Genomic DNA, 21,375 nt, shown 5'->3' on the forward strand with positions numbered 1-21,375 from the left:
CCAATGGACCACAGCATCCGCGGGCACTTCTGGGCACAATGGAAATCAGAGTCTTGGTACATGCCCAGCAGCCCGGAAAAAGGCGGCGCGCATGTGCCTTCCCAGAGTTTCATCCAGGAGTCTCACGATGCGCCACGAATATGAAAACACCCTCAAGACCTTTGCTGCGGCGGGGGGCAAGAAGGGCAAGTTCTTCTCCCTGCCTGAGCTGGCAAGGCAATATCCACAGGTCCGGCGATTGCCCGTGTCGCTGCGCATCGTGCTGGAGTCCGTGCTGCGCAACTGCGATGGCAACAAGGTGACGCGCGAGCATGTGGAGCAACTGGCGAACTGGAAGCCCCAGGCCGAGCGCGTGGACGAGATCCCCTTCGTGGTATCGCGCGTGGTGCTGCAGGATTTCACGGGCGTGCCGCTGCTGGCCGACCTGGCCGCCATGCGCAGCACGGCCGCCAGGCTGGGCAAGAAGCCCAAATCCATCGAGCCGCTGGTGCCCGTGGACCTGGTGGTGGACCACTCCATCATGGTGGACTACTTCGGCACCAAGAAGGCGCTGGACCTGAACATGAAGCTGGAGTTCCAGCGCAACAAGGAGCGCTACCAGTTCATGAAGTGGGGCATGCAGGCCTTCGACACCTTCGGCGTGGTGCCGCCGGGCTTCGGCATCGTCCACCAGGTGAACCTGGAGTACCTGGCGCGCGGCGTGCACAAGACCAAGGACGGCGTGCATTACCCCGACACCCTGGTGGGCACGGACAGCCACACGACCATGATCAACGGCATCGGCGTCGTGGGCTGGGGCGTGGGCGGCATCGAGGCCGAGGCCGCCATGCTGGGCCAGCCCGTGTACTTCCTCACGCCCGATGTGGTGGGCTTCGAGCTGTCGGGCCAGCTGCGCGAGGGCGTGACGGCCACCGATCTGGTGCTGTCGGTGACCGAGATCCTGCGCCGCGAGAAGGTGGTGGGCAAGTTCGTGGAGTTCTTCGGCGAAGGCACGCGCACCCTGGCGCTGCCCGACCGCGCCACCATCGGCAACATGGCGCCCGAGTACGGCGCCACCATGGGCTTTTTCCCCGTCGATGAAAAGACCATCGACTACTTCAAGGGCACGGGCCGCAGCAAGGCCGAGATCGAGGCCTTCGAGGGCTATTTCCGCGCACAGGAACTGTTCGGCGTGCCGGCCGCCGGCGAGATCGACTACTCGCATGTGGTGCGCCTGGACCTGGGTACGGTGGCGCCCAGCCTGGCCGGACCCAAGCGCCCGCAGGACCGCATCGAGCTGGGCAATGTGTCGTCCAAGTTCGATGAGCTGTTCAGTGCCCCTGCGGCGCACAACGGGTTCAACCAGCCGATCGAACGGCTGGGCCGGAGCTTTCCCGTAGGCGGTGGCGGCGAGGGCGAGGTGGCTCCCGAGACGCCGGCCCATCCGCCCGGCGCGCAGCGCTCGCTGGCCGAGATGGAGGCCAACAAGCCCAAGCTGGAGGCCGCCCACAGCGAGGCGCCGGTCGATGCCCCCACGCCGCCCAAGCGCCTGAGCATCGCCAACGGCGACGTGCTGATTGCCGCCATCACCAGCTGCACCAACACCTCCAACCCCAGCGTGATGCTGGCCGCCGGCCTGCTGGCCAAGAAGGCGGTGAAGGCCGGGCTCACGGTGCAGCCGCACATCAAGACCTCTCTGGCGCCGGGCTCGCGCGTGGTGACCGAGTATTTGACCGAAGCCGGCCTGCTGCCCTACCTGGAAAAGCTGGGCTTTGCGCTGGCCGGCTACGGCTGCACCACCTGCATCGGCAACGCGGGCGACCTCACGCCGGAGCTCAACGAGGCCATCACCAGCAACGACCTGGTCTGCGCGGCCGTGCTGTCGGGCAACCGCAACTTCGAGGCGCGCATCCACCCCAACATCAAGGCCAACTTCCTGGCCAGCCCGCCCCTGGTCGTGGCCTATGCCATTGCCGGCACGGTGCGCCGCGACCTGATGACCGAGCCCGTGGGCCAGGGCAAGAACGGCCGTGACATCTACCTGGGCGACATCTGGCCGACCAGCGAAGAGATCCATGCGCTGATGAAGTACGCCATGAACGGCAAGGCCTTCCGCGAGAACTACGAGAAGGTGCGCTCCGAGCCCGGCAAGCTCTGGGAAAAGATCCACGGCGTGACGGGCGCCACCTATACCTGGCCCGAGAGCACCTACATTGCCGAGCCGCCGTTCTTCGACGGCTTCCGGCTTGAGCTGGACGCGCCTGCCGCCGGTGCTGCCGGCGCCGAAGGCTCCAACCCCTACGTGGTGCACGGCGCGCGCGTGATGGCGCTGTTCGGCGACTCCATCACCACCGACCACATCTCGCCGGCCGGCTCCATCAAGGAAAGCTCGCCCGCAGGCCAGTGGCTGCTGGCCCACGGCGTGCAAAAGGCCGACTTCAACAGCTACGGCTCGCGGCGCGGCAACCATGAGGTGATGATGCGCGGCACCTTTGCCAACGTGCGCATCAAGAACCTGATGATTCCGGCGCAGGCCGATGGCTCGCGCGAGGAGGGCGGCCTGACGCTGTACCGCGACGGCACGGGCCAGGTCACCAAGATGTCCATCTACGACGCGGCCATGAAGTACCAGGCCGAAGGCCGTGCCACCGTGATCTTCGCGGGCGAGGAATACGGCACGGGATCGAGCCGCGACTGGGCCGCCAAGGGCACGCAGCTGCTGGGCATCAAGGCCGTGGTGGCGCGCAGCTTCGAGCGCATCCACCGTTCCAACCTGGTCGGCATGGGCGTGCTGCCGCTGCAGTTCCTGGGCACGGACAGCTGGCAGACCCTGGGCCTGACGGGCGAGGAGTTCGTGGAGGTGATTCCCGCCGCCGACCTGGCACCGCAAAGCGAGGCCCAGCTGGTGATCACGCGTGCCGATGGCAGCAAGCAGACCGTGGTGGTCAAGCTGCGCATCGACACGCCCATCGAGGTGGACTATTACAAGCACGGCGGCATCCTGCCGTACGTTCTCAGGCAGCTCCTGGAATGAAGTTGGAAACCCCCTGAGCCGCTATGCGGCTTCTCCCTGCAAGGGGGACGACATCCTGGCAGCGGGGCGGCCCTTGCTCGGTGTCCCTCGCTTCTGGGTCACGCCAGTTTTGGACAGAGTGAACTGAGCAAGGGTGTGGCGTTTATGGCTGCTGCCCCAGCCTGCCCACGCTGTCGCGCAGATGGGCCAGCAGCGATTCGACCAGGGGCTGCACATGGCCCGGGTGCCACATGGCCTGCATCTGCGACTGCGGGTGCCGGCCCTGGATGGGCACGAAGGCCAGCCCCGGAAAGCCCACGCGCTGCAGGCAGGCCGGCACCAGGGACACGCCCTGACGCAGCGAAACCATGGACAGCACGGACAGCCAGTGCCTCACCTCATGGTGCAGGTCGGGCGTGAAGCCTTCGCTCTGGCAGATCTGCCATATCTGCTGGTGGTAGTCGGGCGAGACCTGGCGCGAGAACAGCACCATGCGTTCGCCCGCCAGCTGGCGCACCTGCAGCTTGCGCAGTCCGGCCAGCGCGTGGCTGTCCGGCAGGCAGGCCATGAACGGCTCGCTCACCAGGGTGTGTGATTGCAGGCCTGGCGCGGGGCGCGTGGCGTGCAGCAGGCCCAGGTCCAGCCGCTCCTGCTGCAGGGAGGCGATCTGCTCTGCGCTGTTGAGCTCCAGCATGTCGATGCGCACCAGCGGGTGCCGGGCGCGAAAGCTCTCCAGCGCCTCGGGCAGCCCGCGGTAGATGGCCGAACCCACAAAGCCCAGCCGGATGCGGCCCTGCACGCCGTCGGCGATGGCGCGCATGTCCTGGCGCACGCGCTGGGCCTGTTCCATGATGTCCTGGGCCTGCACGCGCAGGTGCTTGCCGGCGGCCGTGAGCCGCACCTCCTTGCTGGTGCGCTCGAAAAGCTGGGCGCCCAATTCTTCCTCCAGCTGGCGGATGGCCACGCTCAGCGGCGGCTGGGAGATGGACAGGCGCTGGGCTGCGCGGCTGAAGTGCAGCTCCTCGGCCAGCACCAGAAAGTACCTCAGTTGTCTCAGCTCCATGGCGTTCTATCCGGTTTGACTATTGATCAATACGTTATCGATATTTGACTCGAATAGGACTGTTTCCAAGAATGGGGGCATCCCCAAGACCCGGAGCCCATGCGCCCGGGCCAGGTTCCCGCACAGGAGACAGACCATGAACCCCGAACCGCAGGCGCTGGCCGCCATGCAGTCTTCCCCCGCCCAGGCTTTCCAGGCCGTGCCCGACCGCCACGGCAGCAACCTGTACACCACCGATTCGCAGTTGCAGCCCCTGCTGGCGCTGTACCTGCCGCCCGAGGTGAACGCGCACCTGCAGCCCCATCTGGAGCGCATGGGCGCGCTGGCCGGCCGCGAGATCGATGAATGGGCGCTGACCGCCGACCGCAATCCGCCCGAGCTGGAGCACCGCGACCGCACGGGGCGCGATGCGCAGCGCATCGTCAAGCATCCGGCCTATGTGGAGATGGAGCGCGTGGCCTACGGCGAGTTCGGCCTGGCCGTCATGTCGCACCGCACGGGCGTGCTGGGCTGGGATGGCAAGCTGCCGCCGCTGGCCAAGTACGCGCTGACCTATCTGTTCGTGCAGGCCGAGTTCGGCCTGTGCTGCCCGCTGTCCATGACGGACTCGCTGGCGCGCACGCTGCGCAAGTACGGCGAGCCGGCCCTGGTCGAGAAGTACTGGCCGCGCATGACGCAGCTGCGCTTCGAGGACCAGGCCCAGGGCGCCATGTTCATGACCGAGCAGGCGGCCGGCTCGGACATCTCCAACACCCAGACGCTGGCCCGCCCGGCCGCCGACGGCAGCTGGCGCCTGTCGGGCGACAAGTGGTTCTGCTCCAACCCCGATGCCGACTTCGCCATGGTGCTGGCGCGCGTGGAGGGCGCGCCGGCGGGCATGAAGGGCATCTCGCTGTTCCTGCTGCCGCGCCGGCTGGACGACGGCTCGGCCAACCATTACCGCATCGTGCGGCTCAAGCACAAGCTGGGCACGCGCTCCATGGCCAGCGGCGAGATCGTGCTCGACGGCGCCGTCGCCTACCTGGTGGGCGAGCAGGGCCGGGGCTTCGTGCAGATGGCCGACATGGTCAACAACTCGCGCCTGTCCAACGGCGTGCGCTCGGCCGGGCTGATGCGCCGTGCCGTGGCCGAGGCCGAGTACGTGGCGCGCGAGCGCCGCGCCTTCGGCAAGGCCCTGCAGGACATGCCGCTGATGCAGCGCCAGCTCGACAAGCTGCGCATCTACTCCGAGCAGGCCCGCACCATGGTGCTGCAGACGGCCCAGGCGCTGCAGCGTTCGGACGCAGGCGAAGACGGCGCCTACGCGCTGCTGCGCATCCTCACGCCCATGATCAAGTTCCGCGCCTGCCGCGACGCGCGCAAGGTCACGGGCGACGCCATGGAAGTGCGCGGCGGCTGCGGCTACATCGAGGAGTGGAGCGATCCGCGCCTGGTGCGCGACTCCCACCTGGGATCGATCTGGGAAGGCACCAGCAACATCGTGGCGCTGGACGTGATCCGCGCCATCAAGCGCGAAGGCTCGCTGCCCGTGCTGCGCGACCACGCGGCCCAGCTGCTGGCCCAGACCGAGGCGGCCACGGAATTCAAGGCCGCGCTGTCGGCCAGCATGGACAAGGCTGCGGCCCTGGCCCTGCGCGCGGCCGAGGAGGGCGGTGACCGCCTGGCGCGCGCCGCCGCCTCGGGCCTGTACCACTGCTTCACGGCCACGGCCATGGCCTGGGAGGCCTCGTGCACCGGCAGCGCCGAGCGCATGCGCTGGGCCCAGCTGGTGCTGCTGCACCGCGTGCTGCCGCGCGACCCGCTGGCGGCAGGCGACCTGCCCGAAGGCTGGACACGCTGAGCCCATCGACCGCACCGACCCAGAACACACATCCCGTCCACAGGGATGACCGCACAAGTACCGGAGACAAACACCATGCCTTGCACTGACCCGAAGCCGTCCTTCCAGAAACGCCGATTCCTGTGCGCCTGTGCGCTCGCCGCCACCGCCGCGCTGCCGGCCGCCGCACTGGCCGAGCGCTTTCCCGAGCGGCCCATCAGCTTCGTCGTTCCCTTCCCGCCCGGCGGGCCCACGGACGCCATGGCACGCGTGCTGGCCACGGCGCTGACCGAGACGCTGGGCCAGAGCGTGATCGTGGAGAACAAGGCCGGCGCAGGCGGCAACATCGGCGCCGACTTCGTGGCCCGCGCCAGGCCCGACGGCTACACCATCATGTTCGGCACCTCGGGGCCGCTGGCCATCAACAAGCACCTGTACCGCAAGATCAACTACGACCCGCAGACCAGCTTCGCGCCCATCATCCGCGTGGGCCACCTGCCCAATGTGCTGGTGGTCAACCCGACCACCAAGGCCACCACCGTGCAGGAGCTGATCGCGCAGGACAAGGCCAAGCCGGGCAGCCTGGACTATGCGTCCTCGGGCAACGGTGCCTCCTCGCACCTGGCCGGCGTGCTGTTCAACAAGATGGCCGGCACCTCGCTGCAGCACATCCCGTACAAGGGCACGGGCCCGGCGCTCAACGACCTGCTGGCGGGGCAGGTGAACATGACCTTCACCGACATCCTCACCGCCATGCCCTACATCAAGGCCGGCAAGTTCAAGGCCATTGGCGTGGCCACGGAAAAGCGCTCCCAGGCCATGCCCGATATTCCCACCATCGCCGAGCAGGGCCTGCCCGGCTACGACGTGAGCGTGTTCTTCGGCGTGGTGGCACCGGCCGGCACCCCGGCCGACCGCATCGAGACGCTGAACGCGGCCTTCCGCAAGGCCCTGGGCAGCGAGCGCATCCGCAAGACCTTTGCCGACCAGGGGCTGGAGCCGGCATCGGATCTGTCGCCAGCGGGGCTGTCTAGCTTCATCGCTCAGGAAGTGACCAAGTGGAAGGCCGTGGTCGACGCCTCCGGCGCCAAACTGGATTGAATAGATGAAGAACACCCCCTGAGCGGCTACGCCGCTTCCCCCTCTCTCGCACGCGGGAGTGGGACGGCGCCTTCGCTGCGGGGCGGCCCTTGCTGGGCGCCCCAGTGGCTTGAAACACGCCAGTCTTGCACCTTGTGCCAATGAAGAAAGAAACTTTATGAGCAGAGCCAATGGTGCCCTCCAGGGCATCCGTGTCCTCGACCTCTCCCGCATTCTTGGTGGCCCGCTGTGCGGCCAGATCCTGGGCGACCACGGCGCCGACGTGCTCAAGGTGGAGCCGCCGCAGGGCGACGATACGCGCGCCTGGGGGCCGCCGTTCCAGGACGGAGTGTCCTCCTACTACCGGGGCCTGAACCGCAACAAGCGGCTGCAGTTCCTGGACCTGTCCCTGCCCGAAGGCCAGCAGGCCGTGCTGGCGCTGATGGAGCAGGCCGACGTGGTGGTGGAGAACTTCAAGATCGGCACCATGGAGAAATGGGGCATTGGCTGGGAGCAGCTGCGCGAGCGCTTTCCGCGCCTCATCTGGTGCCGCGTCAGCGGCTTCGGCGCCGATGGTCCGCTGGGCGCCTGGCCCGGCTATGACGCGGCCATCCAGGCCATGACGGGGCTGATGAGCGTCAACGGCGAGGCCGGCGGCGATCCGCTGCGCGTGGGCCTGCCCGTGGTGGACATGGTCACGGGCATGAACGGCGTCATCGGCGTGCTGCTGGCGCTGCAGGAGCGCCAGCGCAGCGGCCTGGGCCAGCTGGTCGATGTCTCGCTGTACGACAGCGGCATCTCGCTGCTGCACCCGCATGCGGGCAACTGGTTCATGAGCGGCAGGACGCCGGGGCGCTCGGGCAACGCCCATCCCAACATCTATCCCTACGACAGCTTTGCCACGGGCACCACGCCGGTCTTCCTGGCCGTGGGCAACGACCGCCAGTTCCGCCTGCTGTGCGAGCATCTGGGATGCCCGCAACTGGTGGCCGACGAGCGCTTTGCCACGGCCGGCCAGCGCTCGCACCACCGCGATGCGCTCAAGCCGCTGCTGGAGCAGGCCCTGCAGTCCTGCGACGGCCCCGCCCTGGCCGATGCGCTGATGGCCATCGGCGTGCCCGCCGCGCCCGTGCTGGGCGTGGACGCGGCGCTCAACCACCCGCATACCCTGCACCGCGAGATGGTGGTGGAGATGGAGGGCGGCTACCGGGGCCTGGGCGCGCCCGTCAAGCTCAGCCGCACGCCGGCCAGCTACCGGCATGCGCCGCTGGCCGAAGGCGACATTTTCGAGTGATTTGCGTGGTGCACTCAGGGGACGATGGGGCGCAGTTGCGCGTCAGCCATGCCCACCAGCAGCGCACGCCCGTCGGGCTCCACGCGGAACTCGCCGTAGCGGGCTTGCTCCCAGCGCTGGCCATCGCCTTCGCGGAAGTACCAGGCATCGGTCACCAGCGTCCACCGGCCGCCGCGCGGGGTGAGTTCAAAGCGCTGCTCGCCGGGCGCCAGCGGCTCGCTGGCCGTGCCGGTGCGCAGCCACTGCACCACGCCCTGCTCATCGAGCTTGCCGATGGCGTAGAGGCGTCCGCTGCGCAGGTTCTCTTTCTCCACGTCCCTGTCCTCGGAAGGCAGGCGGAAGTTCAGGCGCATGTAGTCGCCCTGCATCAGAGAGCGCGGGTCCACCGGCGCCAATTCCACGAACACCTTGCGGCCCTGGGCGATGGTGCGCTCCTTCTGCGCAATGCCGATATTGGCCACCGCCAGCGTGCAGGCCGCCGTCAGCACCACCAGCCACGGCGCCCAGCGCTGCAGGGGCGCGGCGCCCGATGCGGCGGCGGTCTCCGCGCTGCCCGGCAGGACTGCGGCGCGCGGCCCTGCCCAGGCCAGCAGGCCCAGCAAGGCGCCGCAGCCGGCCAGCACCAGGGCCTTGGTGGCCAGTGGCCAGGCCAGCTGGTAGTAGAAGCTGCCCACGATCCAGGCCGCAGCCAGGGCGGCCGCTGCGGCCTGCCGCCAGCGGCCGCTGGTGCCGGTCACCGCCAGCGCCAGCAGGCAGGCGCCCAGCCAGGGCAGAAAGGCACTCAGCACGGCCAGCACCACGGCAGCCACGGCGGCGCGCGGCTGCCGCAGCGTGGGCCATGCGCGCTGGGCGAACCAGGCGGCTGCCAGGGCCAGCACGGCCGAGCCGGCCTGCGTCAGAACGCCCATGGAGATGTTCGGGGCGGCTTCCTGCGCCAGCTCGCCCGCCAGGCCGCCGCCCAGCACGCCGGCCACCATGAAGCTCCTGCCGGACAGAAAGGCCAGGCCAGCCAGCACCGCCAGCAGCCAGCCCGTGGCAAAGGGCTCCAGCGCCGCCGCCATGCGGGTCTGTGCCGCAGACTGCCCCAGCGCGCGCCACTGGGCTGCCAGCAGCAGCATCCAGAGCAGCAGCGCCGCATGCACGATGACCCAGGTCGGCAGGCCTGCGTACAGGGTGGATGGATCGTTGTCCGGCCAGAGCATGGTGCAAAACAGCAGCGCGCAGGCGGCGCCCAGCAGCACGCGCAGCCAGGGCCTTGCAATGGCGGCCGTGCAGGCCAGCGCAATGGCCAGGCCTATCGCGGCCGCAGCCTGCCCCGACAGGTCGCGCGCCAGGCCAAAGCCCAGCAGGCCGGCGCCGGTCAGCATGGCAGGCAGGGCCAGCTGCTCCAGGAAGACGGGCAGCTCCTCGGCGCGCAGCACGGCCACGGCTGCGGCCAGCATCATGGCGCCGATCACATAGGTGCCGGCGCCGCGCTCTATCCAGTCGGACAGGGCAAACGCAAACAGAATCAGCAAGGGAAGAAGGGCCAGCCAGGCGCCCAGCGCCGTGAGCAGCACCACCGCCCAATGGCGGTCGTTGGCGGCAGGGCGGCGGTCCTGCAAGGCGGCAGGCGGCAGGATGCCCTGGTCCACGGCCTGGCGCAGCAGGGTGTCGTGTTCGTGGCTCATTGAAGGCCTCCTTCCGCGTTGCGGGACATTCGAAGCACCAGGCTCACCGTGGCCGCCAGCAGGCACGCAGCGCCCAGGCCGACGAGCAGCAGCATGCCCGTGAAGTCCGCCCCCAGTTTCTCCAGCAGCAGGTAGACCAGGCCGCACACCAGCAGCACGTTCAGGCCCAGCGCCGCACCGCTGAGCAGGAAGATGTCGAAATGCCTGCGCAGGCCCGCCAGCGCCGCCGCGCCTGCCAGCAGCACCAGCCCCAGCGGGTACTGCGGCGCCACCGTGCTGTGGAACAGCCCGCTGATGGCGGTGGAGGTGATCATCGCCAGCGCCAGTGCGCCCGCGCCGCGCAAGGCCCACAGCCCCGCGCCCGTGAAGCGCCGCAGGGCCGGTGCCATGACCGCGGTGACGGCAAGGGCGGCGCCCAGGGCCACGGCATGCACGCCCAGGTCGCGCGACTCCACCTCCCAGAACTGCGGCGTATGGGCCTGCGCCCACAGCGCAATGCCCGTCATGGCAACCACCACCCAGGGCACCCAGACGCCATCGCTGCGGGCCGCCAGGGCCAGCGGCAGGGTCAGCGCTGCCCACAGCGCAAACAGCTGCCAGGGGTCTGCTCCCGTCTGGTAGGTCTGCCCGAAAAAGGCGAACAGCGCACCCGTGCCCAGCAGCGCCAGCACCGACAGCGGCACGCGCGCCGCCGCGCGCCATGCCGCGCCAAGACACATCACGAGCACGAAGCCCTGCAGCAGGGCAAAGCGCTGCATGCGGCCCATGCTCTCCCAATTGGCGGCAATCCACAGCACGATGCCCAGCCCGACCAGCGCCGCGCCCAGCAAGGCCACCACGGGCCACAGGCGGGTTCTGAGGGCGGCCGGTTCATGCCCGAATCCCGCCAGTGCAAACAGCTGCACGGCGGCCTTGCGGTCCAGGCCATGCTGGCGGACAAGCTCATGCAATAGGGGGCGCAGGTTCATGGTGTGGATGTTCCTTGGCTTGAAGATGCGGATGCCCGACTTTGCCAGAACCTGTCCGGGATGGATTGCAACGCGGCAGCCCGGTGCCGGTGCAACCTGCTATCTTCCTCCCACTCTCCGGAACACTGCCGCCATGCATCCTGCGCCTGCCCCTTTTTGCCGACCTCGCATGTACCCCGCCAAGCCGCTGGCATGCCCTTTGAACGCAACGGCGTTGCTGGCGCCATGAAGCGCGGCGCCGACCTCGACGATTTCGACGACCCGGTCGAATGGACGCCGGTCACACGCCCTGCCGCCATCGCGCTGACGGCTTTCGGCGCCTGGATCATCTGGGGCCACTTCTTCAGCGAGGACCGCTGGCTGATGCTGCTGGACAACGCCAACCTCGCGCTGCACGAGGCCGGGCACCCGCTGGTGGCCCTGTTCTCGCAGCATCTCTCGGTCTACGGCGGCACGCTGTTCCAGTTGCTGTTCCCCGCCCTGTTCATGCGCCATTTCCGCAGGCAGGGCCAGCGCACGGGCTGGATCGCCTCGCTGATGTGGCTGGGCGAGAACCTGATGAACGTGGCCCGCTACATGAAGGACGCGCGCGCCCAGGTCCTGCCGCTGGTGGGCGGCGGCGACCATGACTGGACGGAGATCTTCAGCCGCTGGGGCGTGCTCCAGGCCGATGTGCGCATCGGCACGCTGACGTCGCTGCTGGGGCTGTGCCTGGTGGCGTGGGGGTTGCGGCTGGCGGTGCCGCGTCTTCGTGCTCCCCAGGCCTGAAGCTCCATCTGATACGGTCGAATTCACCGCATCTGCTGCTACCCGCGGAGCAGGGCGCTGGGCATAGTCCAGGCAGTCCCCGGCAATTCATGACAAGCCCGCATCACGGGCGCACCGGCCGGGGCGAAGGCCCCGCATGTCAGAACGACCGAAACCGCTTCCCGATGAAACCGCCGCAGCCACCCGGCCGCGGCCCGCGCCGCGCAAGGTGATTCCCATCGCCGACGCCAGCGCGGATTCCCCGCTGTTCGAGTCACGCCGCAAGATCCAGCCGCGCTCCATCTCGGGGCGCTTCGCCAACTGGCGCTGGGCCATGGTCTGGCTCACGCAGCTGTTCTTCTACGGCATACCCTGGCTGCAGATCCACGGCCGGCAGGCCCTGCTGTTCGACCTGGAGCAGCGGCGCTTCTACATCTTCGGCTGGCTGCTGTATCCGCAGGATTTCATCTACCTGGCCGTGCTGCTCATCGTCTCGGCGCTGGCGCTGTTCCTGTTCACCACGGTGGCGGGGAGGCTGTGGTGCGGATTTTCCTGCCCGCAGACGGTCTACACCGAGCTGTTCATGTGGGTGGAGCGCCGGCTGGAAGGCGACCGCAGCGCACGCCTGCGCCTGGATGCCAGCGGCTGGGGTCCGGAGAAGATCGCGCGGCGTGGCGGCAAGCATGCGCTGTGGCTGCTGATTGCGCTGTGGACGGGGCTGACCTTCGTGGGCTACTTCGTGCCCATCCGCAGCCTGCTGCCCGAGGTGCTGGCGCTGACCGGCGCGTGGCAGATCTTCTGGGTGCTGTTCTATGCGCTGGCCACCTACGGCAACGCGGGCTTCCTGCGCGAGCAGGTCTGCAAGCACATGTGCCCCTATGCGCGCTTCCAGAGCGCCATGTTCGACAAGGACACCCTGGTCGTCACCTACGACACCGCACGCGGCGAATCGCGCGGCCCGCGCCACAAGGGCGTGGACTACCGGGCCCAGGGCCTGGGCGACTGCATCGACTGCACGCTGTGCGTGCAGGTCTGCCCGGTGGGCATCGACATACGCGACGGCCTGCAGTACGAGTGCATCGGCTGCGGCCTGTGCATCGACGCCTGCAACAGCGTCATGGACCGCATGCACTACCCGCGCGGGCTGATCCGCCTGTCCACGCAGAACGGCGTGGCCCGGGGCTGGCGCCAGAGCGAGCTGGTGCGCCGCATCTTCCGCCCGCGCGTGCTCATCTACGGCACGGCGCTGGTGGCCATCTCCACGGCCATGGTGGCCAGCCTGGCGCTGCGCACGCCGCTGAAGGTGGACGTGGTGCGCGACCGGGGCACGCTGTCGCGCATCGTGGCCGGCGGCCAGATCGAGAACATCTACCGCGTGCAGATCGGCAATGCCACGGAGCAGGACCAGCGCTATGTGCTGTCGGCCTCGGGCATCGAAGGCCTGCGCGTGGCTTCGGAGACCGAGGTGGACGTGGGCGCGGCCCAGGACCGCTGGGTCGTGGTGCGGCTGCAGGCGCCCTATGGCGCGGCCGGCCCTGGCTCGCACGGCGTGGAGATCACGGCCACGGCGGTGGGCGATCCGGCGCTTTCCAAGCAGGCGCACAGCACGTTCCTGGTGCCGCGCTGAAGGGCCAGTTGGATGGATTGATTCACGAGTACAGCGCAGTTGTTGTGCACGATGCCTGGTCCGCTGCAGCGCGGGCTGGCATCGGTTTTGAGGCCCCGGAAGTTTGTTCCGGGGCCTTTTTTTATCGTGTCTTCCCGACAAGGCGGACAAGCGGGCTGGCAGTCAGGCCAAGGAGAAACGACAGGGGCTTGAATGAGGCAGGCACGAGGCAGCACTTCAAATTCGCAGGCTCTACCCTGTGGTGATATGTATGAAGGTGAAATACATACCCGTAACGGGTATAGTTGGGAGGCTGGCATGGCGCGCGTTCTCAAGCGCAAGGACTTTTCCCGATGGCAGGCGAGCGAGAAACTGCCCGATACCGCGCTGTGCAAGGCGGTCAGGGAGATGGAAAGAGGGCTGATCGACGCGGACCTGGGGGGCTTTCTCTACAAGAAGCGGGTGGCGCGTCCAGGCGCGGGCAAGAGTGGGGGTTATCGAACGCTGTTGTCGGCACGAATCGGCAACCGATACATCTTCCTGCATGGTTTCACCAAGAACGACAAGGCGAACATCACACAGGAAGAACAGAGGGCTTTGAGGTTTGCAGGCAAGCTGTTTCTGGACCTGTCCACCCAGGCCTTGTCGGCGGCCTTGCAGTCAGGCGTTTTGTTGGAGGTGCATTGTGAGCAAGATCATTGAATCCCTGCGCGGCGATCTGGCTGCGCTGTACGAAGCGGGCGCCATCGACAAGGTGACGATGCGCGAGTTCGACGCGATCTGTCCTCCCCCGGTGCGGGAGTTCGAGGCGGCCGACATCAAACAGCTGCGCGAGACTTTGAAGTTCAGCCAACCGGTGTTTGCGCTGCATTTGCACACCACGGCTTCCACGGTGCGCAAATGGGAGCAGGGCGAAACCCGTCCCGCCGGACCGGCGCTCAAGCTGCTCAACGTCATCGCCGACAAAGGCCTTCAGGCCATCCTCTGAGCCGGGGCGACACAAGGGTGGTATGCGGGCGACTCCCGGGCGACACGATCTGGTGTAAATGCTCATAGGGAAATCCGCAGACCCCGCTATGGTGGGCGGCTGTTTTCCGTCCCGCGTATGAACAAGAAACCTGCCTCCCCCGACAACGTCTTTTCCGAGTCCAGCGCCTCCGCATCGCTGGCCGCCTCCACCACCACAGCCGGCATCACCAGCACCACCGGCAGCAGCCCGGCAGCGGCCACGCCCACGCCCACGTCCTTTCGCTCCGCCCTGATCCGCTCCGGCACCATCCGTGCCACCACGCGCAGCTTCCTGCATGCCCTGGGCCAGGACGACGAAGACATAGAGCGCCCGCACATCGGCGTGTTCCACACGGGCGGGGAGATGAGCCCCTGCAACCTCAACCTGCGCGACCAGGCCCAGCATGCCAAGACCGGCATCTATGCCGGGGGCGGTACGCCGCATGAATGCCCGGTGGTGTCGGTCAGCGACGGGCTGACCATGGCGCATTCGGGCATGCGGTTCTCGCTGGTCTCGCGCGAGCTGATCGCCGACAGCGTGGAGGCTTCGGTGCGCGGCCACCAGTGGGATGGCATCTTCGCCATCGGCGCCTGCGACAAGAACCTGCCGGGGCTGATGATGGGCATGGTGCGCTGCAATGTGCCCAGCGTCTTCGTGCATGGCGGCTCGGCCCTGCCGGGACAGGCGCCCGGCGTGCACGGGCGCGACCTGAATGTGGTCGATACCTACGAGACCATCGGCCAGGTGCTGGCCGGCACCGCCACGGCGCAGGACCTGGAGGCCATGAGCCGCGCCTGCCTGCCCACGGCCGGCGCCTGCGCTGGCCAGTTCACGGCCAACACCATGGGCATGGTGAGCGAGGCGCTGGGCCTGGCGCCCATCGGCTCCAGCATGGTGCCTGCCGTGTTCAGCGAGCGCGCACCGCTGATGCGCCGCGCCGCGCGCCAGCTCATGCAGGCCGTGTGGGCCAGCGCCGAAGGCGGCGGCCCGCTGCCGCGCGACATCATCACGCGCCGGGCGCTGGAGAATGCCTGCGCCGTGGTCAGCGCCACGGGCGGATCGACCAATGCCGCCCTGCACCTGCCGGCCATCGCGCACGAGGCCGGCATCCGCTTCCACCTGGACGACGTGGCCGAAATCTTCGCGCGCACGCCGCTGATCGCCGACCTGCGCCCCGGCGGGCGCTTCCTGGCGCGCGACGTGTACTACATCGGCGGTGCCGGCGTGATCCTGCGCACGCTGATGGAGCAGGGCTTTGTCCACGGCGATGCGCTCACCTTCACGGGCCGCACCCTGGCCGAAGAACTGGCCGATGCCGCGCCGCCCGATGGCGAGGTGGTGCGCACGCCCGGCAACCCCATCACGCGCGACGGTGGCCTGACCGTGCTCAAGGGCAACCTCTGCCCCGATGGCGCGTTGCTGAAGACGGCCGGCCTCAAGACCCTGGTGCACCGGGGCCCGGCGCGCGTCTTCGAGTCCGAGGAACAGGCCCAGGCCGCCGTGCAGGCCATGCAGTACGCGGCCGGCGATGTCATCGTCATCCGCAACGAAGGCCCGCGCGGCAGCCCCGGCATGCGCGAGATGCTGGGCATCACGGCGCTGCTCTATGGCCAGGGCATGGGCGACAAGGTGGCCCTGCTGACCGATGGGCGCTTCTCCGGCGCCACGCGCGGCCTGTGCATCGGCTACGCAGGCCCCGAGGCCGCCGACAACGGCCCCATTGCCGCACTGCGCGACGGCGACCTCATCGCCATCGACGCCCGCGCCGATGCGCGCAGCATCACGGTGGAAATCGGCGAGGCCGAACTGGCCGAACGTCTGGAACAATCAGCCGCCGCGCGCCGCCAGATGCCGCCGCTGGGCGGCGTGCTGGAAAAATACGCGCTCACCGTGCGCCCGGCCCACCAGGGAGCGGTCACGCATTCGGGCCAAGTGGTCTGGCTGCGCGACGACAGTTGAAGCCGCCGGGCTGGCACGCATTTCCCCCGCTGTTCCCCCACTGTTTTTTTCAGAGTTTCAATTTCAACCGGAGACATACGCATGAACATCGACCGCCGCCAATGGCTGGGCACCGCTGGAGCGGGTGCGCTGCTGGCCAGCCTGGGCCAGCAGGCCTGGGCGCAGGCCCAGGGCCCCATCGAGACCCTGAACATCATCACCGGCTTCGCGGCCGGAGGCACCTCTGACGCCATCTGCCGCCGCGTGGGCACCAAGCTGTCGGGCTATGCCAAGACCGCCGTGGTGGAGAACCGCACGGGCGCGGGCGGGCAGATCGCCATCAGCTACGTCAAGGGCCGGCCCGCAGACGGTGCCACCCTGCTGCAGACGCCCACGTCCATGCTGTCCATCTACCCGCACATCTACAAGAAGCTGCCCTATGACCCGGTGGCCGACCTGGCGCCAGTCACCGTGGGCTGCATCTTCGACTTCGGCTTTGCCGTCGGCCCCGCCGTGCCCGCCAGCGTGACCACCGTGCCCGAATTCTTCGCCTGGGCCAAGGCCAACCCCGCAGGCGCCAACTTCGGCTCGCCTGCGCCCGGCTCCACGCCGCACTTCATCGGCGCCCTGCTGGGCCAGCATGCCGGTGTGGACTTCAAGCACGCCGGCTACCGCGGCACCCAGCCGGCGCTGCTGGACATGCTGGGCGGCAACGTCTCCGCCGTCTGCGGCCCCGTGGGCGACATGCTGCAGCACCTGGCCGGCGGCAAGATGCGCATCCTGGGCGTCAGCGGCGCCAAGCGCAGCCGCTTCGCACCCCAGGTGCCCACGCTGGTGGAGCAGGGCTACAAGGACATGGCGCACAGCGAATGGTTCGCCTTCTTCGTGCCAGCCAAGACCCCCGCCGAGACCGTGCAGCGCCTGAACGGCCACATGCGCAAGGCCCTGGCCACGCCCGACGTGGTGGACAGCCTGGCTACCTTCGGCCTGGACGCCCAATCCTCCACCCCCGCCGAACTGGCCGCGCTGCTGCAGTCCGAACTCGCCAAATGGGGCCCCATCGTCAAGCGCGTGGGATTCACAGCGGAAGGCTAAAAAGAACAAAATGGGCCGAGCGAAGCGACGGCCCGCTCCATGCCCACTCCCCACTCCCCGTATGTCAGCGCAGGTTGCCCGCAGCGAAGCGGAGGGTCGCGGACATTCGGGTCGCCTGCTTTGATCTGACCTTTCTTGGCGAATCAAGAAAGGGCAGTCGGCCGCCGGGCCGAGACCCGGCCTCAGAAAAATACCACCCGGCAGGGTCAAAAACAGACCCACGTAAACCAAAGCCTCAGAACGGCAACGTCCCCTGCACATACAACGTCCGAGGCATCCCCACATACTTGCCCCCGTTGTTGTCCGTAGACCGCGTGTAGTACCTGCGATCAAACAGATTCTTGACCCCCACGGCCACCCGCAGATTGCTCAGCGACTTGCCAAAGTCATAGCCCGCACGCAGGCCCACGGTTGCAAACCCGGGAATATCGCCCAGCCGCCCCGCAGCATCTTCCTGCGTCACATACTGCGTGCCCGACCCCGGAGAGCGCTGCTTCGATTGCGCGGCCAGGTCCGCATTCAGCGTCCACTGCCCCAGCGCATAGCGCGCCCACAGCTGGCCCGTGTGGCGCGAGTACAGCGGCAGGTCGCGCCCCGCGAAATCGCCGGCGCGCGAGACGGCCTCGGTATAGGTATAGGACACACCCGCCGTCAGCCCCTTGAGCGCGGCATTCCACTGGCCCAGGTCGTAGCGCAGCGAGGACTCGATGCCGCGGTGGCGCGTGGCGCCCAGGTCGGTCCAGATGCCGTCCACGCCCACGCGGGTCAGCAGCAGTTCCTTGTCGAAGTCGATGTTGAACAGCGTCAGCTCGGCGTTCAGCGCCGGGCTGTTGTAGTGCGTGCCCACCTCATAGGTCTTGGCCGATTCGGGATGCAGGCCGCGCTCGGTCTGGGCCAGCTGCGCATACTGCTGCGGTCCGAAGGACTTGCCCGCGTTGGCGAACAGCGACCACTGCGCATTCATGCGGTAGAGCACGGACAGCGTGGGCAGGAGCTCGCGTGCCTCGGCCTTGGGGAACAGCTGGCTGGTGACGGTGCTGCCGTCGGCGCCCAGGTTGCTGACGTTGTTGAACGAGTTGATGCGTTCGTAGCGCACGCCGGGCGTGATGGTCCAGTTGCCGATGTCGATGCGGTCATCGATGTAGAAGGCATGGGCCGTGGTGCCGCCCTGGCTGGTCTGGTAGGGCGTGATCGGCAGGGCCATGGCGTTGGCCATGGTGGCGGGGTTGTAGTAGGCGGTGCGCAGCGCGACCTCGGAACTGCTTTCCTTGAGGTAGCGGTAGCCCACGCTGACTTCCTGCACCACGGAGCCGGTCTCGAACAGGCGCGAGTAGCGCGGCTCGATGCCGAAGTAGTGGTAGCTGCGCGGCGCGGCCGTCAGGCGGCGCTGGTTGGCGTTGTCCTGCTCGATGTGGCTGCCGCGGAACGAGTCCACGTAGTAGCCCAGCACCTCGAAGTTGTTGCGCCCGTCCTTGTGGTTGTACTTGAACGAGGCATCGGTGCGGCGGCCGTCGAAGCTGTCGTAGGAGCGCGTGGACTGGAACGGGTCGGCCGCGTACTGCGCCGTGGTCAGGCCGCCGGGCATGCGGCCCGAGCCCTCGAAGTGGTGCAGCGACACGGCGATGTCGTCCTGGGCCGAGATGCGGTAGGCGCCCTTGAGCAGGATGTCGTCGATATCGGTCTTGTCATTGCCTGCGCGCCAGCCGTCGCCATGCGTGCCCGAGTACAGCAGGGCCAGGCCCAGGCCGGATTCGCTGGTGCCGCCCACGAAGAGGCTGGGCGTGGTCTTGGCATTGCCGCCGTGGCTGTAGAACTCGGTGCCCACCGAGGCCTCGGCCGCGAAGGTCTTGGGAATGGCGCGCGTGACGAAGTTGATGATGCCGCCCACGTTCTGGGGGCCGTAGCGCACCGAGCCCGCGCCGCGGATCACGTCCACCGACTCCAGGTTGCCCAGCGAGACGGGCGCCAGCGACAGCTGGGGCTGGCCGTAGGGCGCGTAGGAGACGGGCACGCCGTCCATCAGCACATACGAGCGCGGCGACAGGCGTGCCGTCAGGCCGCGCACGCCGATGTTCAGGGACACATCGCTGCCGCCCGTGCCGTTGCTGTCCTGCACCTGCACGCCGGGCACCAGGCGCAGCACGTCGCGCAGGCTGGAGGAGCCGGTTTCCTCGATGCGCGCCCGCTCGACGATGGTGCGCGCGCCGGCATGGTCCAGCACTTTTTCCTCGCTGGGGTTGTCCAGCCAGTTGCCCGTGACGGTGATGGTGGACAGGCCGGCCTCGGGTGCGGTGGTGGTGGATGGTGCCTGTGCCGACGCCTGCAGCGACAGCAGGGCGGCGGCGACAGCGGCCGCGCAGCGTGTGAGCGTGGCGCAGTGATTGCTGGAAACCATGGAAAACTTCCTTTGTGCCTCTGGGAATGGTGCAGCGCTGAAGGGTCGGCTGGCAGGCTGCAGGACGCGTGGCGGCGGGCGAGGCGGAAGCAGGAGACAAGGACCGGTCAGCATGCATGGCGGCAATGCCGGTTCGGTGCGCGAGTCTAAATGAGAATCATCCAGCCGGCACCAGGCTGGCAGCAGCTGCGCGGGGTCGCGTTGCCCGGGCGCTACAGCGCAGCAGGTGCCGCCAGCGCAGCGGGCGCTTACCCTGCTGCTTTTGCTGCGGGAAGGGACTGCATTGCGCGGGCCAGCTCGCCCAGCGTGGCCAGGGCCTGCCCGGTCTCGTCGCTCCAGTCATGGCCGTAGTTCAGCCGCAGGCAGTGGCCGAAGGCCTGCGAGGCCGAGAAGATCGGCCCCGGCGCCACGCTGATGCCGCGCGCCAGCGCTGCGCGGTGCAGGGCCAGCGCATCGCAGTACGGCGGCAGCTCTATCCACATGAAGTAGCCGCCCTCGGGCCGCGTGGCCCGCGTGCCTTGCGGAAAGTGGCGGGCAATGGCCGATGCCATGTGGTCCCGCTGCAGGGCCAGGCTCTGGCGCAGGCGGCGCAGGTGACGGTCCACGCCACCGCTTTCCAGGTAGTCGGCCAGCGCCTGCTGGCTGGGGGCATTGGTGGCCAGCGTGGTGGTGAGCTTTTGCCGCGCCACGGCGCGCGTGAAGCGGCCCGGAGCGGTCCAGCCCACGCGCCAGCCGGGCGCCAGGCACTTGGAGAACGAGGCGCAGTGCAGCACCCAGCCCTCGGTGTCGAAGGCCTTGGCCGGTGGCGGGCGGTGTTCGCCAAAGTACAGCTCGCCGTAGACATCGTCCTCGATCAGCGGCAGCTGGTGGCGCGTGGCCAGTTCCACCAGGGCCTTCTTGCGCGCCTCGGGCATCAGGCTGCCCAGCGGATTCTGGAAGCTGGTCATCAACCAGATGGCCTGGGGCCGGTGACGCTGCACGGCGGTCTCCAGCGCGGCCAGGTCCATGCCTTCGCCGGGATGCGTGGGCACCTCGATGGCGGACAGCCCCATGCGCTCCAGAGCCTGCAGCGCGCCATAGAAGCAGGGCGATTCGATGACCACGGCGCCACCGGGCCGCGTGACGGCGGCCAGACACAGGTTCAGTGCCTCCAGCGCGCCATTGGTGATGACCAGGTCGGACGGTGACAGTGCCAGACCGTCGGCCAGGTAGCGCCGCGCGATCTGGCGTCGCAATGCCATGCTGCCGGGCGTGAGGTCGTCGATGGCGCTGCGCGGATCGGCCTGGCGCGCGGCGCGGGCCAGGGCCTGGCCCAGGCGCTGCAGCGGGAACAGGCGCGGCGAGGGAAAGGCCGAGCCCAGCGGCACGACATCGCGGTCCATGGACGATTCCAGAACCTCGAACACCCGCTCGCTCACATCGACCACGGCAAAGCGCTCGCCCGGGGGGGCCGACAGCTGCGTGGGCTCGGGCGGGGCGCTGTGCGGCCGCGCCGCGACGAAGTAGCCCGAGCGCTCGCGCGCGCGCACCAGGCCGCGTGCCTCCAGCAGGTAGTAGGCCTGGAACACCGTGGAGGCGCTGACGCCGCGCCGCTCGCTGGTGTGACGCACGGAGGGCAGCTTGTCGCCCGCGCGCAGCACGCCTGCGGCGATGGAGGCCTCGATATCGTCGGCCAGTTCCTGGTAGCGCGTCATGCCTG

General features: G+C 68.4%; 15 protein-coding genes. 10 read left to right on the forward strand and 5 right to left on the reverse strand.

Annotated features, from left to right (window positions below):
- Positions 1-127 precede the first annotated feature (127 nt).
- Positions 128-3,013, forward strand: a complete 2,886-nt coding sequence (locus HFGMBDPB_RS27285; RefSeq protein WP_212646655.1) for an aconitate hydratase — start codon at positions 128-130, stop codon at positions 3,011-3,013.
- Between the two features lie 142 nt (positions 3,014-3,155).
- On the opposite strand, the gene HFGMBDPB_RS27290 is transcribed toward HFGMBDPB_RS27285, so the two are convergent.
- On the reverse strand, positions 3,156-4,055 hold the full coding sequence (locus HFGMBDPB_RS27290; RefSeq protein ID WP_047325741.1) for a LysR substrate-binding domain-containing protein: 900 nt from the start codon (positions 4,053-4,055) through the stop codon (positions 3,156-3,158).
- A gap of 136 nt (positions 4,056-4,191) precedes the next feature.
- Here HFGMBDPB_RS27290 and HFGMBDPB_RS27295 point away from each other — a divergent pair, with 136 nt between their 5' ends.
- The 3 genes from HFGMBDPB_RS27295 to HFGMBDPB_RS27305 all read left to right on the forward strand — a co-directional run bounded on the left by HFGMBDPB_RS27295 (position 4,192) and on the right by HFGMBDPB_RS27305 (position 8,248).
- A complete protein-coding gene (locus tag HFGMBDPB_RS27295) occupies positions 4,192-5,895 on the forward strand; it encodes an acyl-CoA dehydrogenase family protein (RefSeq protein ID WP_151020826.1) in 1,704 nt (567 codons plus the stop codon).
- Positions 5,896-5,970: 75 nt separating this feature from the next.
- Positions 5,971-6,975, forward strand: coding sequence for a Bug family tripartite tricarboxylate transporter substrate binding protein (locus tag HFGMBDPB_RS27300; RefSeq protein ID WP_212646656.1), 1,005 nt, complete (start codon positions 5,971-5,973; stop codon positions 6,973-6,975).
- A 157-nt stretch (positions 6,976-7,132) separates the two neighbouring features.
- Positions 7,133-8,248: a CaiB/BaiF CoA transferase family protein gene (locus tag HFGMBDPB_RS27305; protein WP_212646657.1), complete on the forward strand. Its 1,116-nt coding sequence runs from the start codon at positions 7,133-7,135 to the stop codon at positions 8,246-8,248.
- A gap of 14 nt (positions 8,249-8,262) precedes the next feature.
- Here HFGMBDPB_RS27305 and HFGMBDPB_RS27310 read toward each other — a convergent pair whose 3' ends face one another.
- Together HFGMBDPB_RS27310 and HFGMBDPB_RS27315 are read right to left on the reverse strand one after the other, a co-directional pair.
- On the reverse strand, positions 8,263-9,918 hold the full coding sequence (locus tag HFGMBDPB_RS27310) for a GDYXXLXY domain-containing protein (RefSeq protein WP_070080548.1): 1,656 nt from the start codon (positions 9,916-9,918) through the stop codon (positions 8,263-8,265).
- Entirely contained in the window at positions 9,915-10,886 is a 972-nt protein-coding gene (locus HFGMBDPB_RS27315; protein ID WP_212646658.1) for a DUF2157 domain-containing protein, read from the reverse strand. Before HFGMBDPB_RS27315 ends, HFGMBDPB_RS27310 begins: the two co-directional genes overlap by 4 nt.
- A gap of 192 nt (positions 10,887-11,078) precedes the next feature.
- Here HFGMBDPB_RS27315 and HFGMBDPB_RS27320 point away from each other — a divergent pair, with 192 nt between their 5' ends.
- The 6 genes from HFGMBDPB_RS27320 to HFGMBDPB_RS27345 all read left to right on the forward strand — a co-directional run bounded on the left by HFGMBDPB_RS27320 (position 11,079) and on the right by HFGMBDPB_RS27345 (position 17,281).
- On the forward strand, positions 11,079-11,654 hold the full coding sequence (locus tag HFGMBDPB_RS27320) for a hypothetical protein (protein ID WP_034368158.1): 576 nt from the start codon (positions 11,079-11,081) through the stop codon (positions 11,652-11,654).
- 136 nt (positions 11,655-11,790) lie between these two features.
- The gene (gene ccoG, locus HFGMBDPB_RS27325) at positions 11,791-13,260 is read left to right on the forward strand and encodes a cytochrome c oxidase accessory protein CcoG (RefSeq protein WP_212646659.1); all 1,470 of its coding nucleotides are present in this window, start codon (positions 11,791-11,793) and stop codon (positions 13,258-13,260) included.
- A gap of 297 nt (positions 13,261-13,557) precedes the next feature.
- On the forward strand, positions 13,558-13,941 hold the full coding sequence (locus HFGMBDPB_RS27330) for a type II toxin-antitoxin system RelE/ParE family toxin (protein ID WP_016450217.1): 384 nt from the start codon (positions 13,558-13,560) through the stop codon (positions 13,939-13,941).
- The gene (locus HFGMBDPB_RS27335) at positions 13,925-14,227 is read left to right on the forward strand and encodes a helix-turn-helix domain-containing protein (RefSeq protein WP_016450218.1); all 303 of its coding nucleotides are present in this window, start codon (positions 13,925-13,927) and stop codon (positions 14,225-14,227) included. The genes HFGMBDPB_RS27330 and HFGMBDPB_RS27335 overlap by 17 nt, the downstream gene beginning before the upstream one ends.
- A gap of 117 nt (positions 14,228-14,344) precedes the next feature.
- On the forward strand, positions 14,345-16,207 hold the full coding sequence (gene ilvD / locus HFGMBDPB_RS27340; protein WP_212646660.1) for a dihydroxy-acid dehydratase: 1,863 nt from the start codon (positions 14,345-14,347) through the stop codon (positions 16,205-16,207).
- A gap of 81 nt (positions 16,208-16,288) precedes the next feature.
- Entirely contained in the window at positions 16,289-17,281 is a 993-nt protein-coding gene (locus tag HFGMBDPB_RS27345) for a Bug family tripartite tricarboxylate transporter substrate binding protein (RefSeq protein ID WP_012204371.1), read from the forward strand.
- A gap of 235 nt (positions 17,282-17,516) precedes the next feature.
- Here HFGMBDPB_RS27345 and HFGMBDPB_RS27350 read toward each other — a convergent pair whose 3' ends face one another.
- Together HFGMBDPB_RS27350 and HFGMBDPB_RS27355 are read right to left on the reverse strand one after the other, a co-directional pair.
- A complete protein-coding gene (locus HFGMBDPB_RS27350; RefSeq protein ID WP_212646661.1) occupies positions 17,517-19,676 on the reverse strand; it encodes a TonB-dependent receptor family protein in 2,160 nt (719 codons plus the stop codon).
- A 248-nt stretch (positions 19,677-19,924) separates the two neighbouring features.
- The gene (locus tag HFGMBDPB_RS27355) at positions 19,925-21,370 is read right to left on the reverse strand and encodes an aminotransferase-like domain-containing protein (protein WP_212646662.1); all 1,446 of its coding nucleotides are present in this window, start codon (positions 21,368-21,370) and stop codon (positions 19,925-19,927) included.
- Positions 21,371-21,375 lie beyond the last annotated feature (5 nt).

This window comes from Delftia sp. PE138 (genome assembly GCF_018320755.1).
In the GTDB taxonomy this organism is placed as follows: Bacteria; Pseudomonadota; Gammaproteobacteria; order Burkholderiales; family Burkholderiaceae_C; genus Comamonas; species Comamonas tsuruhatensis.